Annotated in this window: 13 protein-coding genes and 1 tRNA gene; 7 read left to right on the top strand and 7 right to left on the bottom strand. The window is 59.9% G+C overall.

Features of this window, described 5'->3' with window-relative positions; all coding sequences use genetic code 11:
- The first annotated feature begins 2 nt into the window (after positions 1–2).
- From Q4481_RS11620 to Q4481_RS11630, 3 genes are all read left to right on the top strand, one after another.
- Positions 3–416: a tellurite resistance TerB family protein gene (locus Q4481_RS11620; RefSeq protein ID WP_304376509.1), complete on the top strand. Its 414-nt coding sequence runs from the start codon at positions 3–5 to the stop codon at positions 414–416.
- 4 nt (positions 417–420) lie between these two features.
- The gene (locus Q4481_RS11625) at positions 421–690 is read left to right on the top strand and encodes a TfoX/Sxy family protein (RefSeq protein WP_304376510.1); all 270 of its coding nucleotides are present in this window, start codon (positions 421–423) and stop codon (positions 688–690) included.
- A gap of 120 nt (positions 691–810) precedes the next feature.
- The gene (locus Q4481_RS11630; protein ID WP_304376596.1) at positions 811–2,199 is read left to right on the top strand and encodes an MDR family MFS transporter; all 1,389 of its coding nucleotides are present in this window, start codon (positions 811–813) and stop codon (positions 2,197–2,199) included.
- A gap of 3 nt (positions 2,200–2,202) precedes the next feature.
- On the opposite strand, the gene Q4481_RS11635 is transcribed toward Q4481_RS11630, so the two are convergent.
- Genes Q4481_RS11635 through Q4481_RS11645 form a run of 3 tightly spaced genes read right to left on the bottom strand, consistent with a single transcriptional unit; the run spans position 2,203 to position 4,786 of the window.
- Positions 2,203–2,586, bottom strand: a complete 384-nt coding sequence (locus tag Q4481_RS11635) for a VOC family protein (RefSeq protein WP_304376597.1) — start codon at positions 2,584–2,586, stop codon at positions 2,203–2,205.
- A 2-nt stretch (positions 2,587–2,588) separates the two neighbouring features.
- A complete protein-coding gene (locus tag Q4481_RS11640) occupies positions 2,589–3,311 on the bottom strand; it encodes an RlmE family RNA methyltransferase (protein WP_304376511.1) in 723 nt (240 codons plus the stop codon).
- 2 nt (positions 3,312–3,313) lie between these two features.
- Positions 3,314–4,786 carry a Ppx/GppA phosphatase family protein gene (locus tag Q4481_RS11645; RefSeq protein WP_304376512.1) on the bottom strand — a complete coding sequence of 491 codons (1,473 nt, stop codon included), beginning with the start codon at positions 4,784–4,786 and terminating at the stop codon, positions 3,314–3,316.
- A gap of 249 nt (positions 4,787–5,035) precedes the next feature.
- On the opposite strand from Q4481_RS11645, the gene Q4481_RS11650 reads away from it, so the two are divergent.
- Positions 5,036–5,109 (top strand) — tRNA-Gln (locus Q4481_RS11650).
- Positions 5,110–5,309: 200 nt separating this feature from the next.
- Complete coding sequence (locus Q4481_RS11655) at positions 5,310–5,708, top strand: hypothetical protein (protein ID WP_304376513.1); 399 nt, start codon at positions 5,310–5,312, stop codon at positions 5,706–5,708.
- A 25-nt stretch (positions 5,709–5,733) separates the two neighbouring features.
- On the opposite strand, the gene Q4481_RS11660 is transcribed toward Q4481_RS11655, so the two are convergent.
- A complete protein-coding gene (locus Q4481_RS11660; RefSeq protein WP_304376514.1) occupies positions 5,734–6,021 on the bottom strand; it encodes a hypothetical protein in 288 nt (95 codons plus the stop codon).
- Between the two features lie 296 nt (positions 6,022–6,317).
- Positions 6,318–7,913 carry an RNA repair transcriptional activator RtcR gene (gene rtcR, locus Q4481_RS11665; protein WP_304376515.1) on the bottom strand — a complete coding sequence of 532 codons (1,596 nt, stop codon included), beginning with the start codon at positions 7,911–7,913 and terminating at the stop codon, positions 6,318–6,320.
- A 211-nt stretch (positions 7,914–8,124) separates the two neighbouring features.
- On the opposite strand from rtcR, the gene Q4481_RS11670 reads away from it, so the two are divergent.
- Together Q4481_RS11670 and Q4481_RS11675 are read left to right on the top strand one after the other, a co-directional pair.
- Positions 8,125–9,681, top strand: coding sequence for a vWA domain-containing protein (locus Q4481_RS11670; RefSeq protein WP_304376516.1), 1,557 nt, complete (start codon positions 8,125–8,127; stop codon positions 9,679–9,681).
- Between the two features lie 818 nt (positions 9,682–10,499).
- Complete coding sequence (locus tag Q4481_RS11675) at positions 10,500–11,921, top strand: RtcB family protein (RefSeq protein ID WP_304376517.1); 1,422 nt, start codon at positions 10,500–10,502, stop codon at positions 11,919–11,921.
- Positions 11,922–11,992: 71 nt separating this feature from the next.
- On the opposite strand, the gene Q4481_RS11680 is transcribed toward Q4481_RS11675, so the two are convergent.
- Together Q4481_RS11680 and Q4481_RS11685 are read right to left on the bottom strand one after the other, a co-directional pair.
- Positions 11,993–13,048, bottom strand: coding sequence for an isopenicillin N synthase family dioxygenase (locus Q4481_RS11680; RefSeq protein ID WP_304376518.1), 1,056 nt, complete (start codon positions 13,046–13,048; stop codon positions 11,993–11,995).
- The gene (locus Q4481_RS11685; protein WP_304376519.1) at positions 13,045–14,016 is read right to left on the bottom strand and encodes a LysR family transcriptional regulator; all 972 of its coding nucleotides are present in this window, start codon (positions 14,014–14,016) and stop codon (positions 13,045–13,047) included. Before Q4481_RS11685 ends, Q4481_RS11680 begins: the two co-directional genes overlap by 4 nt.
- Positions 14,017–14,091: the final 75 nt, after the last annotated feature.

The raw sequence follows: 14,091 nt of genomic DNA on the forward strand, positions 1-14,091 counted from the left end.
CAATGGCCAAGAAAATCTCGATCCCCGAAGCCCTGATCTATGCGATGGTGATGGTTTCCGCCGCCGACGGCGATATGCCGGACAGCGAACTTCAGCGGATCGGGCGCCTGGCGCGCTTCCTGCCGGTATTCGACGGTTTCGATGAAGAGCAGATCATCCCGACCTCCAAGGATATCCAGGAGATCCTCGCCGGTCCCGAAGGTATGGATATTGCGCTCGAGATCATCCGCGACACCCTGCCGCCCCGCCTTTACGACACGGCCTATGCGCTGGCTGTCGAAGTCGCGACCGCCGATTTGCGGCTGGAAATGGAAGAACTTCGCTTCCTTCAGCATCTGCGCGCCCGCCTCGACATCGACAAGCTGACCGCTGCCGCCATCGAACGCAGCGCGGTGGCCCGTTTCCGCCAGGCCTGAGCCGATGCCGGAGCCGGACGACAGGCTTCGCAATCTCGGACCGAAATCGCGGGCGTGGCTGGCGGAAATCGGCATTACGGACATCGATGCCCTGCGCGAAATCGGCGCCGTCGAAGCCTATGCAAGGCTGCGGTTCCAGTTTGGCCGCAGCATTTCCCGCAACATGCTGCATGCGCTGGCCGGCGCAATCGCCGACCAGGATTGGCGGCTTCTTTCAGCCGAGCACAAGGCTGAACTCGATGCGGCCGTTGCCCAACGTCTCGCAGGAGCGTGAGCGCGCAACCAGCGCTGCACATTCATAAACTTATACAAAGACCGGATTTTGCCAGTGACAGGCTTTCAATCCGACGATATCCATGCGCGGCGCTCATTGAACCCGTCTCTGGAATCCGCCGTGCATCGCAACGCCGCCCTCATTCTGGCTATCGCGCTTTTCATGGAGCAGATGGACTCGACCGTGATCGCGACATCGCTGCCGGCGATCGCGCAGGATCTGGCCGTCGGACCGATCACGCTCAAACTCGCCATGACATCCTATCTCGTGGCGCTCGGCATCTTCATTCCCCTAAGTGGCTGGGCCGCAGACCGTTTCGGCGCCAAGCGGCTGTTCATCATCGCCATCGGCGTTTTCATGGCCGGCTCGGCACTCTGCGCCATGGCCACCGATCTGACATCCTTCGTGCTTGCCCGCTTTCTCCAGGGCATGGGCGGCTCGATGGCAACACCGGTCGGGCGCACCATTCTGTTGCGGGCAACCCCGAAATCCGAACTGGTGGCGGCGATGTCGCTCTTCACCATTCCCGCCGTCATCGGCCCGCTGGTCGGCCCGCCGATCGGCGGCTTCATCACCACCTATTTCAGCTGGGAATGGATCTTCCTGATCAATCTGCCGATCGGCGCGCTCGGCATGGTACTGTCAGCCATCCATATTCCTGATGTCCCGAGTGCCAAGCCACCACCGGCCGATATCGGCGGTTTCTTCCTGAGCGGCGTTGCCGCAGCCGGGCTTGTGTTCGGCCTTTCGGTGGTCAGCCTGCCGGCGTTGCCAGCCTCCTATGGCTTGATATCCGTTGCCATCGGCCTGGTTTCGGCAATCCTCTTTTTGCGCCACGCACGGCGACATCCGCACCCGCTTCTCGATTTCGGCCTTTTCCGGGTCGCCACCTTCCGCATCTGCGTGATTTCCGGCACCATCTTCCGCATCGCCATGGGTGCCGTGCCCTTTCTGCTGCCGCTGATGCTGCAACTGGGCTTCGGTTTTTCCGCCTTTCATTCGGGCCTTGTCACCTTCATCGGTGCCGGCGGCGCGCTGATCACCAAATTCGTTGCCAAATATGTCTTTGCCCGGTTCGGCTTCCGCAGGACCCTGATTGTGGCTGCCCTTTCGGCGACGCTCGGCACTGTGGCGAATGCGTTTTTCTATCCCGACACGCCGTATCTCGTACTCATCAGCGTTCTGGCGATCGGTGGCTTTGTCCGGTCCTTCTACTTCACCGGCATCAACATTCTGGGATTTGCGGATATCGACCATCAGGACACCAGCAAGGCAACCGCGCTGAATTCGGTCATCCAGCAGATTTCAGGCGCGCTGGGTGTGGCCTTTGCCGGCATCGTTCTCGAAATCCACGCGCTTCTGACCGGTCAATCGCTCGGGCTTTCGAGCTTCCACATCGCTTTTCTTGCCGTGGCCGCGCTGAACCTCGTCGCAGCCATTCCGGTCTTCTCGCTCGCGCCCGATGCCGGGGCCGGCGTGTCCGGTCACAGGATCCGCGAAACGGAGTGATGCCTATTCCGGCTGGTCGAAAACGGCCGACAGCTTGTTGCCGTCCGGATCGCGGATATAGGCCGCGAAGAAATGCGGCGTGTAGCGCCTGAGCCCCGGCGCCCCCTCATCATGGCCGCCATAAAGCATAGCCTTGGCATGGAAGGCTGAAACGGCAGCACGATCCGCTGCGGCAAAGGCGATCATCGAACCGTTGCCGGCTGACGCTTCCTGCTTGTCATAGGGGTAAAGCACCCAGAATTCGGCAGCCGAATTCGCGTTGACCGCATAGCCCGCCTCGTCTTCGGACGTTTTCACGCGCACATAGCCGAGCGTTGACAGAACCGGGTCATAGAATTCGATGGCCCGCTCAAGATTGTTGGTGCCGACCGTCACATAAAGCAGCATGCTCATTCCTCCTCTGGAGATGCCGCCGCCCTTCCCTTGAAGCCCTTTGCCAGAATGAACATTTCCACCGATTCCTGGCGCGATGCGCCCGGCTTGACGTGGATGACCTGCTTGAAATTTTGCTTGAGCAGATTGAGCAGGTCGCGTTCCGTTCCTCCCTGGAAGGTCTTGGCTAGAAAATGCCCGCCTTCGGCAAGAACTTCAATGGCGAATTGCGCCGCGACCTCGCAAAGATGCATCGTCCGGATATGGTCGGTGCGCTGATGGCCCGTGGTCGGTGCCGCCATGTCGGAAATCACGAGATCCGGCGTGCCGCCGATCGCATCGATCAGCTTTTGCGGAGCACCATCCTCCAGAAAGTCCATCTGGATGAAATGCACGCCGGGAATGGCATCCATCTCGAGAAAATCGATCGCCGCTACCCGGATACTGTCATTGGTGGAATTGGTGACGCGGGCCGCGATCTGCGACCAGCCGCCCGGAGCGGCGCCGAGATCGATGATGCGGCGGGCGCCCTTGAGGATCTGGTGCTTTTCGTCGATCTCGAGCAGCTTGTAGACGGCGCGCGACCGGTAGCCCTCGCGCTTGGAGCGCTGGACATAGGGATCGTTGATATGGCGCTCGAGCCAGCGGCGCGAGCTTTCCTTCAGCTTCGTCTTGCGGATCTTCTGGGTCAGGCCCTTGCGGCTTGCATCGCCACGTCCGCCCTCGGGGGTCTTGGCCATAGTCAGCTCCTGTGGTGATGGTGTGGCCGGGACCGGATGCGCCGCCACACGCCGTCATCCGCCATCATTTCCGTGAGAAGGCCTTCGCGCAAGCCCCGATCTGCCACCCGCATGCGCGAGGCCGGAAAACGGCGACGAATGGCTTCGAGGATCGCGCAGCCGGCGAGCACCAGATCGGCGCGGTCCGGCCCGATGCAGGGATTGGCGGCGCGTGCCGAAAAATCAAGACCAAGCAACTTGTCCTGCATGGACGTCACTTCGTCGGACGACATCCAGAGCCCGTCGACCTGGCGGCGATCGTAGCGCGGCAGGTTGAGATAGACGCCGGCAAGCGTGGTGACGGTTCCGGACGTGCCGATCATATGGAAACCGGAATCGACGCCGTTCAATTCATGGGCCGCCGGCGAATCGAAGCGCGACAGCATCTCCTCGACCTCCGAGACCATGGCCTCGAAGATTTCCGGCGTCACATGCTTGCCGCCATGCCGTTCCGACAGGGTCACAACGCCGACCGGAAGCGAGGTCCAGTGCGTGATGTGATTGGCAAGCCGTGGAGAGCGCTGGCCATTGATCTGCAGGACGGCGATCTCCGAAGAGCCGCCGCCGATATCGAACAGCACCGCCGAACGCGCTTCGCGTCCGATCAGCGAGGCGCAACCGGATACCGCCAGCCTGGCCTCGGTCTCGCGGTTGATGATCTCGAGTTCCAGCCCCGTTTCCACCGTCACCCGCGACAGGAACTCCTCGCCATTGCCGGCAGCGCGGCAGGCTTCGGTGGCAATCAGCCGCATCCGACGAACCGGTCGGGTGCTGAGCTTGGATGCGCAGACCTTCAGCGCATCGACGGCCCGGTCCATAGCTTCGGCCGCCAGCATGCCGCTTGCGCCCAGCCCCTCGCCCAGCCGCACGATGCGTGAAAAGGCATCAACGACCCGGAACTGGCCCGGACGCGTCGGCTGCGCCACCAGGAGACGGCAATTGTTGGTGCCGAGATCAAGCGCCGCATAAAGCGGTTCGGCCGCCGCTTCACTGCGCACAACGGCGGGCGCGGACGTTTCCGGCCGCTCTTCGCGCTTTGGCGCTACCGCGGCCTTGTGGTCTTCCGCCTGCACTTTTGGCAGCGGACGCCCCTGCAGACGTCGTCTCTTGTTGGATTTCGATTGCCGGGAAGGATCGCGAACAGCTGCCTCGCTGCGCGCCGGAACATCGGCTGGCTTCGCCTGCTGTGCGCCCTTGCCGGACCGCGAGCGTTTGCGACGCCGCTTCTTGCGTTCGCCATCAGGCACATTTTGCGACTCGGTGCGCACGGGCGCCGGCGGAGTCCCACCGGCATTGACCGTAACAGCCGCAGGCGCCTTGGAGTTGCCTCTCCTGCGCTTGCGTTTTCCCCGCGACGATCGCTTCGATCCCGCCGGGCCTGCCGTCTCATGCGCCCCGTTCGTGGCCGGCTTGCTGCCGGAATCGGGGTCACTCACTGTCTTTTTCCATCGCGCCGCGCAGACCTCTAGGATCGCAGCAGGCACTTGCTTGTTTTCAATGTTGGGCCGAATGTAACAGTTCGCCATGAAATCGACAATTTGTTTTTGCGGACGCGATGGCGAATTCGGCAAGTCCGCCGCTCGACCCCGATTGAATTTTTTCGCGAAAAAATGACGAAAGGGCCTTTGCAAAGCAGGCACAATCTGTTTATAAGCCCGCCACCGGTCGCAAGCGACCGGCCCTGCTGGGGAATAGTTCAACGGTAGAACAGCGGACTCTGACTCCGTCAATCTTGGTTCGAATCCAGGTTCCCCAGCCATAACTTATTTATCAATAAAACAATTACTTAGGCGTTTGGCGGAAATCGCAGCCGAAACATTTTTCCAGTGCATGGAACCATAACGGTTCCGCATGCTTTATGCTGTACTAGCTGCTACGAGGCGATCGGCAACTAACTTGCAACTTCCGGAAGGCGCGTTTAGGTTCCGCGCGTCAATAACCCCATACCTGAAGAATCTCATGAAACAGAAGTTGCTAACGCTCGCCATCGCTGGAATGGCTCTATCGGGTTGCCAGACGCAGGCCGAACTACAAACCGCGATGACCGAGGCGAAGCCTGCCCCAGCATCGGTGAAGGCCGCGATCGTGCGTGACGCCCGCGACTACCTCGTTGATCCCTATTCGGTCAGGGATGCCGAAATATCCTACATGCAATTCAACAAGCATAGCAAATTGCACTGGGTATGCGTGAAGGCGAACGCCAAGAACCGGATGGGCGGCTATACCGGTCGGCAGGCGGTAGAGGTAGTGGTGCGGAATGGTCAGCTAGTCGGGAACCTGCCGAACAGCCCCGCATGTAACAGTCCGTCGTTGAAGTGGCAGGCGTTCCCCGAGCTAGAAGCGCTACGCCAACTTTAAACACTCATGAAGCAGCCCGTGATCTTTATCGGCCGGCCTCGCGTTTGCGTAATGCGCTTCGCAGTGTAACGAAGCACCAAGTTAAACCAACGCCGCTGCCGAGCAGAAGAGACGTCCAATGCAATAGCCCGAAGTAAAATCTTTTTGGTTCGTCGCCCAAACGGTGATATCCGCTTGGCGCATATTTCCCCGGCATATACACTGCACCGGTGGCAACCGCCTCGACCAAGTAGCGAAGCGCCATAACGGCAATTACAGCGCAGATGACCAAAATCACTATGCCGACGGCGATTTGAACAATCGGTCTTTTCATTGCTGATGCATCCGTCGCCCTCGATTCGCGAAAAGAGAGCAAAGATTCATTTCTAAGGCTTTAAATGGCAATCAATAGCCCGCCGATTTTCACCGGCGGGCTTGTTCATCAGTGGCGCTCATTGCCAAATTCGCGCCTGTTGGACTCGATCGTATCAAGCAGCAGATTGATTTCGGCCAAAACAATTTCTCCCTGATTCCGGGTTAACCGTTGCGGCAAGATTGCGCCTTGCAGACTTTTTCCAATTTACTGCTGGCACCAGATGATGAGCGGCGACAACCTCCTGTTCCGCAGCTTCAGGCCCGCACATCCTCGAACCGAAGCCCGAAACGCGCGAGATATTTCACCAGCCGGTCGGCGTCGTTGCTGCTCTTCTTTTCAAGCCGGGAATGCGCAAACAATGCTCGGCCCGCTGCACTTGCCGTCGCATGCTGGCGGCAAAGAGAAAGCACATCGGCTAGCTGGACGGCATCGAACCGGTCGAGCCGTTCGCTGGCCTCCTCCCCCAGAACCTCTTTCAAGAGGATAAGTTCGCCCGCGGCGGCCGGCTTCCAGAATGACCGCAGCCTTTCAATCTCAGCATCGACCACCTCGGTCGTGATACGGCCTTGTGGCGCAAGCGTCGCCATTCTTGTCACGGAAGCCGAAAGATCGCGGAAATTGGCGCTCCAGACCGCCTCAGGGCTGGTAGCAAATTGCAGATACCGCTGCCGTGCCTCCTTGTTGAAGGTGACCGCCTGCCCTTCCCTCTCGAGAAAGCGCCGCAGTTCGAACTCGAGATTCGGCTCGATATCTTCCTTGCGGTCGCTGAGCGCGGGCAACCGGAAGGTCCAGAGATTGAGACGGGCATAGAGATCCTCGCGGAACTTGCCCTTGCGCACATCCTCGCCGAGATCGCGGTTGGTTCCGGCAAGCAGCTGGAAATCGGCCGAGACCTCCTTGTCGGCTCCGACAGGCAGAAACCGCTTCTCTTCGATCGCGCGCAGGCACATGGCCTGCTCATCGAGTCCCAACTCACCGATTTCATCGAGAAACAGAACCCCCTTGTCCGCCCCTTTCAAGAGGCCGGCGCGTTCTGCCGCCGCACCGGTGAAAGCACCTTTGACATGACCAAACAGCGCCGACATGGCCTGGTCGCCGCGCAGCGTGGCGCAGTTCACTTCCACGAACGCACCGGTGATCTTGTGCTGGCTCTTCTTGAGTTCGTAGATGCGCCGCGCCAGCTGCGATTTGCCCGCACCGGTCGGCCCGGTGAGAAGCACAGGCGCTTTCGAGCGCACCACGACGCGCTCGATTTCATCGATCATGCGGTTGAAGGCGACGTTGCGCGTCGAGATGCCGGATTTGAGGAAAGACGTTGCCTCAGCCTGTTCGACAGCAAAACGCTTGGCGATTTCGTCATAACGGGAGAGATCAAGATCGATGATCGTGTGCGTGCCCGCATAGTCATCGAACTTGCTCCGGTCGCGCGGCGGTGAAAGCTGCAACAGGCGGGCGGGAATGATGCGCGCCTCGGTCAGCAGGAACCAGCAGATCTGCGCCACATGGGTGCCGGTAGTGATGTTGACGATATAGTCTTCGCTCTCCAGATCGAAAGGGTAGGTTCGGGCGAAATCGCGGAGCTTGGTATAGACTTCCGAAAAGTCCCAGGGATCCCGGAAGTTGATCACATTGCGGCGCACATCAGTTGCCGGCGACACGATCTCGATGTCGCTGACGATGCGGGCAGCCAGCGCACCGGCATGGGTATCATGGATCATTTCCAGTCTGTCGATGAACAGACCTGTCTGCTGGCAGAGCGCCACATTCGGCCGCCACCGTGTCCAGCGGTCTTCGCGCTTGCCCATGTCGAGCGTGGTTCCAAGGATGCTGATGGCAACGCGGCGCTTCATGCTTTATCCATTTTTATAATCTGCGCTAACTATGGATAGAATATTGGCATGCCTGCTTGAACACAAGTTGGCGGCTCATATGAAACGCAAAATTTAATCGTCAACAATATCAGATAGATATTGAATTTTTTAGATCGACGACAGGCGCTTTCAGCCAATCTGGCACGCTGCCTGCAAATGAAGTGGCATGAACAACCGAAAAGGTGCTGTCATGGCAAACAAGGCAATCTTCAAATCCTATCCCGGAAAACTGCTTCCGGGCACGGACACCAAAAACGCAGAGGCAGCAACGGCTTATGCGCTGACGCAGCGCGAGGCCTTGGCGCAGTATGCGGTCACTGGAACCTTGAACAGCACCTTTTACGCCGATGGCGCCGAACAGCTCGATGCGGTGATGTACCTGGCGCTCGAAGTCGAACCGGAGTTCCTGGCGAAGGTGGCGATCCACGCCGCCGAGAAAGGTCATATGAAGGATATGCCGGTGACCTTGCTGGCCCTGCTTTCGGGTCTTCAGAGCGATGCCTTCGCCCGTGCCTTCCCGCGTGTGGTCAAGAGCGGCAAGATGCTGCGGACCTTCGTGCAGGTGATGCGTTCGGGTGCCGCTGGTCGCAAGTCGCTGGGAACGCGACCGAAAAAAATGGTCCAGGCCTGGCTCGAACGCGCAAGCACCGAGCAGATCCTGCGCGCCATGGTCGGCAACGATCCCTCGCTCGCCGATGTGATCCGGATGGTGCATCCGAAGCCTGCAACAGCGGAGCGCAAGGCGCTCTATGCCTGGGCGATCGGAAGGCCACATGATCAGGCGCAGTTGCCCGATCTCGTCAAGGCGCTGGAAGCGTTTCGGCGTGACCAGACGAATCCGATACCGGATGTGCCGTTCCAGATGCTGACCTCGCTTGCGTTGACGCGCGAGCAATGGGTCGCGATCGCCCGCAAGGGCAGCTGGCAGATGGTGCGACAGAACCTCAACACCTTTGCACGCCATGGCGTGTTTGAGGTTGCGGGGGTGGCCGAACAGCTGGCGGCGCGGCTGGCTGACCCCGATGAGATCCGCAAGGCGAAAGTCTTCCCCTACCAGTTGATGGTAGCGTGGAAGATGGTTGACCCGGCGGTGCCACATGTGGTGCGCGATGCGTTGCAGGATGCAATGCAGGTGGCGATCGGCAATGTGCCGGTCGTGCCCGGCAATGTCGTGCTCTGCCCTGACGTATCTGGCTCGATGAGCTGGCCGGTGACGGGTTACCGCAAGGGGGCCACGTCGGCGGTGCGCTGCATCGACGTGGCTGGCCTGCTGACGGCGGCTTTCTTGGAGCGCAACCCGAAGGCACGCGTGCTGCCGTTCGAGAATGACGTCGTGAACGTGGATCTCAACCGGCGCGACTCGGTGATGACCAATGCCGAGAAGCTGGCGGCAATCGGCGGTGGCGGAACCAACTGCTCTGCTCCGTTGAAGCGGCTCGCGGACGAGAAGGCGAAGGTCGACCTTGTTCTGTTCATCTCGGACAACCAGTCCTGGATGGATGCGCGGCCGAACGGGCAGGCGTCTGCAATGATGGTCGAATGGGCGCGGATCAAGACGCAGAACCCGGCTGCGAAGCTGGTCTGCCTCGATATCCAGCCCTACGCGACGTCGCAGGCGGTGACATCGGCCGATGTGCTGAATATCGGCGGCTTCTCGGATGCCGTCTTCAGCGCCATCGCAGCCTTCGCCGCCGGCAAGTCCGGAACGGAAAGCTGGGTGAAGACAATCGAGGACATTGCCCTTTGAAACATACTCCACGCCGGGTCGTGACCGGCGTGGAGGGCCGTGACGAATGCCGGAAGAAACTACAGGCTATCACCCTCCAGGTCGCGGGTTCGAATCCCGTCGGGTCCCCCATACTTGTTTGCGCGCAGCCGCCACACCAACCCTGCGCGCGCAACATGGACCCGTAGCTCAGTGGACAGAGCAGGGCGTTTCTCCAACTCTCGTCGTCACGGCGAGCATACGAAATGCATGGCGAATGCAAGAGAAACTACATCTCCGTCTCGGGTTCGACTCCCGGCGGGGCGAAAGCCTCGAAGCTCACGGCGAGCAAGATGTTTCTCAACCCTCGTCGCCATGGCTGGTTGAACAGGAAAAGAGTGAAATACATGACGAATGCGAAAGGGAACTACATCTGTGTAGCGGGTTCGAGTCCCGCCAGGGCACTCGCCCTGTAGCTCAACGGGTAGAGCAAGGCGTTTCCACGAAATACTTTGTCGTCATGACCTGAAATGCAGCGGCGAATGCCCGACGGAACTACAGCCTCCAACGTTGGGATGGTCTGGCAGGTTCGACTCCTCCTCGGCATACGCTCTCTGGCACGAGCGGGACCATTCCGGTTTCGTCCATCCTCGTCGCCGCTGCTCAGGAACACCCCCGGCGAATGCCGGCAGGACTACATGGATAGAGCGCTTCTGCAATTGCAGGAGAGGTCGGATGATCGAACCATCCCGGTTCCGGTAACGGAACGCGTAGCTCAGGAAAATGTCTTGCCACCCGTTGTCGCCGGGGTCGAAGAGATTTGAAACAATACGAGAAGGACTGCAGTAGCAGAAAAGAAAATGATCGAGATAGTGAGCGGACAGGATTTGATCAATGCCGGCATGAGCCAGGGCAAGTGGTTTCGCCATGCCCTTGTGGCGGCCAACAAGGTGCTGGAGCAAGGCGGCTCGATGGCCGATGCGCTGGCGACGGCGCGCACATTCGCGCCGGGTCCGACCTTGCCGCTGAAGCTGGAAAACGACGTGGAAATCCACATGAACATTCGCGCCGAAGACGAATTCGAACGGGACAACGTCGAAAAGGTCAATGCGACCATGCGGGCACTGGCACGCACGCCGGTGGTCAAGGCCGCAGCGATCATGCCCGACGCCTGCCCTTCGGGTCCGGTCGGCACGATCCCCGTTGGCGGCGTCGTCGCATCCGAAGCGATCCATCCAGGCATGCACTCGGCAGACATCTGCTGCTCGATGGCGATTTCGATCTTTCCGGGCGTGGCACCGAAGGACCTTCTGGATGCCGTCCATGGCGTGACGCATTTCGGCCCGGGTGGTCGTCCGCGTGGTGCCCAGATCAGGCCGTCGGACGCGACGCTTTCGGCCTTTCGCGAGAACCCGTTCCTGACGGACGTCATTGCCGTGGCTATCGAGCATTTCGCCACCCAGGGCGATGGCAACCATTTTGCCTATGTTGGCCAGATGAAATCGACCGGTGAGGCCGCGCTTGTGACCCACCATGGATCGCGGGCACCTGGCGCGCGCCTCTACGACAAGGGCATGAAGACCGCCAATCGCTACCGCGAGCAGCTTTCGCCGGAAACGCTGAAGGACAATGCCTGGATTCCGGCCGACACCGAAGATGGTGAGGCCTATTGGGCGGCGCTCCAGGCAATCCGCCAGTGGACGAAGGAGAACCATCTGGCCATCCACGACATGGCGGCGGAAAAGCTGTCCGCCAAGGTCGCCGATCGCTTCTGGAACGAACATAATTTCGTGTTCCGGAAGTCCGACGGGCTCTTCTATCACGGCAAGGGTGCGACACCGGCCTTCGATGGCTGGGCGGAGGATGCGACGGACCTGACGCTCATACCGCTCAACATGGCGGAACCGATCCTGATTGCGCGTGGATCGAATGCCGCAAACGGACTTGGCTTTTCGCCGCACGGCGCCGGGCGCAACTTCTCGCGGACGAGCCATATCCGTCGGCTGGGTGAAGAACATGGTGCCGACAGCCGTGGATTGAGCCCGAACAACATTGCCGCGATCATGGCGAAGGAAACGGAAGGATTGGATGTCCGGTTCTTCTCCAATGCACCCGACGTCTCGGAACTGCCGAGCGCCTACAAGAATGCCGCCAATGTGCGGGCACAGATCGAGCATTACGGCCTTGCCGAAGTGGTCGATGAAGTGATCCCCTATGGCTGCATCATGGCCGGCGACTGGCAGAAGGACGCGCCCTGGAGAAAGAAGAAAGTCCGCGCATGAAAGCGCAACAGGCGGCAGGGCTCCCCTGCCGCCTGTTTGGTCGTCCCGACCCGAACACGCGGGATCGGGTTTTAGACAACAGTAGCTGCATCCTTCTGCTGTTCGGCATAGCTCGCAAAGGTCGCGGTGAAGCGGCCATTGACATAGTCACCCGAGCTGATCGGCGGATATTTTGCCGGATGATCTTCATCGACGCAGCTCGGCAGCACTTCGACGATCGTGTCGTAGTTCGGCCCGAAGAAGAACGGGATCGAATAACGCTCCTTGCCGGACCGGTTGATGGCACGGTGAACTGTCGAGGCGAACAGGTCATTGGTCCAGCGCGCCATCTGGTCGCCGACATTGACGACGAAGCAATCTTCCATCGGATCGGCCGCAATCCATTCGCCAGCGGCGTTGAGCACCTGTAGCGCGGGAATGCCCATCTGCTGCGCAAGAATGGTGAAGCATTCATAGTCGGAATGGGCACCGATGCCGATCTGGCGTTCGTCGATCTCGCCGAATTGCGGCGGATAGTGCAGCACCCGGAGGGTAGCCAGAGGCTTCGTCACCATGGCATCGAAATAGGTTTCCTCAAGCCCGAGCGCTAGCGCGAAAGCATGCAGGAGGTGATGGCTGAGCTTGATCATTTCGGCATGGTAGGATTCGAGCGCCTTGCGGAAGGACGGGCGGTCTTCCGGCCACTGGTTGGGGCCGTAGAGCACTTTCCCGGCCAGAACATCGGGATCATCGGCCGGCACATCGAGCGCGATATCGAAGGATTCATGCAGGTCGCCACGGGCGGTAGGATCGGTATTCTCCTCAAGCATGGCGGCATAGCCGCGCAGGTTGGACGATTTGGAGACATGGTTCTTCATCTTCGCCTCATCAGGCTGGGCGAAGAACTGCTCAGCTTCGGCAAAGGCCGCCGCCAGCGCCTCCTTGGGAAAATGGTGGTTCTTGATATAGAGAAAGCCCACCTGCGTGCAGGCATGGCGCAGGCTCTCCGCCAACGCGGCCTTGGCATCCGCATCGCCGCTGAACATGGGCTCCAGATCGATGACCGGGATCTGGTCGAAAGGGACCCTCACCGGATCCAGGCCGGACTTGATCAGACGTGCACCGTTTCCTGTCGGCAATTCTTTCATTGCTGTTCTCCTCTTTGGTTATTGTCGGTGGGATTGAAGATGGTTTCGACGTAATAGCGCGGGCCGTTGAACACATAGCTCGGCGAGAAATAGTCGCGGCAGAACTCGATGAAGGCGCCCATGCGCCGCGACATCGCACTTGGTCGCATCACGCGCAGGGTCACGCATTGCTGCGCCGAGGTCCAACCTGGCAGAACGGGAACGAGATCGCCGCGCCCGCATTCGATCTGGGTGAAGAAGGATGGCAGATAGGCTATGCCCTCGCCTGCGACCGCGAAGTATTTCACCGTCCAGTATTCGTTGGCGAAGAGATCGCAACGCGGCAGCACTGACACCGTTTCGGCATCCTTCTGCAACAGCCAGGGCAACGGGCCAGAGGGCTGGCGGAACATCACGGCCTGGTGATTGTCGAGATCGTCGGGCGTCTCTGGAACGCCCATCCTGGCGAGGTAGTCGCGGCTTGCATAAAGGCAGAAGCAATCGGTCCAGAGCTGTTCGGCTCCGCCCTGGGCGGCATTGCCATCGTCCCAGGAAATAATCGCATCCATCATCTCCTGCCGTTCGGGCAGATAGAGCGTATGCGGCGAAAAGAAACTGAGATCGAGCTGGACCTTCGGATAGCGGCGCCGGAAGGCATAAAGCATCTGCGAATAGAAAGCCGTGCCGAATTCGCCGGTCGCGCCGATCCTCAGCATGCCGGCCGCATCATCGAGCGTTTCAGCAACCGCCATGCGGGCCGCCTCGCATCGGCCGAGAATATCCGCCGCATGGATGCGTAACGTCTGGCCGGCTTCGGTCAGGACGAGCGCCCGTCCCTCGCGCAGGAACAGGCTTGTGCTCAACTCGCCCTCAAGTTGCTTCAAACGCAGACTGAGCGTCGATTTCGGCAACCCGTAGAGTTTGGCGGCGGCCGACATCGACCGAAGTTCGGCGATTTTCAGAAATGCGTCCAGTGCATCGACGTCCATTGTTTCGTCCACAATTCTGGACAATATGCCCAAAAATTGACCATGATTAATTATGTTGCATGAACGACGGTAATC

The sequence above is a fragment of the Fluviirhizobium alvei genome (assembly GCF_030551875.1).
GTDB lineage: Bacteria > Pseudomonadota > Alphaproteobacteria > Rhizobiales > Rhizobiaceae > Rhizobium_E > Rhizobium_E alvei.

What these genes read in the sequence shown, in the direction of transcription:
- Q4481_RS11625 (WP_304376510.1), top strand. Translation starts at nt 421, where the DNA reads ATGCCGGAGCCGGACGACAGGCTTCGCAATCTCGGACCGAAATCGCGG.
- rtcR (WP_304376515.1), bottom strand. Translation starts at nt 7,913, where the DNA reads ATGAAGCGCCGCGTTGCCATCAGCATCCTTGGAACCACGCTCGACATG.
- Q4481_RS11670 (WP_304376516.1), top strand. Translation starts at nt 8,125, where the DNA reads ATGGCAAACAAGGCAATCTTCAAATCCTATCCCGGAAAACTGCTTCCG.
- Q4481_RS11620 (WP_304376509.1), top strand. Translation starts at nt 3, where the DNA reads ATGGCCAAGAAAATCTCGATCCCCGAAGCCCTGATCTATGCGATGGTG.
- Q4481_RS11660 (WP_304376514.1), bottom strand. Translation starts at nt 6,021, where the DNA reads ATGAAAAGACCGATTGTTCAAATCGCCGTCGGCATAGTGATTTTGGTC.
- Q4481_RS11685 (WP_304376519.1), bottom strand. Translation starts at nt 14,016, where the DNA reads ATGGACGTCGATGCACTGGACGCATTTCTGAAAATCGCCGAACTTCGG.
- Q4481_RS11640 (WP_304376511.1), bottom strand. Translation starts at nt 3,311, where the DNA reads ATGGCCAAGACCCCCGAGGGCGGACGTGGCGATGCAAGCCGCAAGGGC.
- Q4481_RS11675 (WP_304376517.1), top strand. Translation starts at nt 10,500, where the DNA reads ATGATCGAGATAGTGAGCGGACAGGATTTGATCAATGCCGGCATGAGC.
- Q4481_RS11655 (WP_304376513.1), top strand. Translation starts at nt 5,310, where the DNA reads ATGAAACAGAAGTTGCTAACGCTCGCCATCGCTGGAATGGCTCTATCG.
- Q4481_RS11635 (WP_304376597.1), bottom strand. Translation starts at nt 2,586, where the DNA reads ATGCTGCTTTATGTGACGGTCGGCACCAACAATCTTGAGCGGGCCATC.
- Q4481_RS11680 (WP_304376518.1), bottom strand. Translation starts at nt 13,048, where the DNA reads ATGAAAGAATTGCCGACAGGAAACGGTGCACGTCTGATCAAGTCCGGC.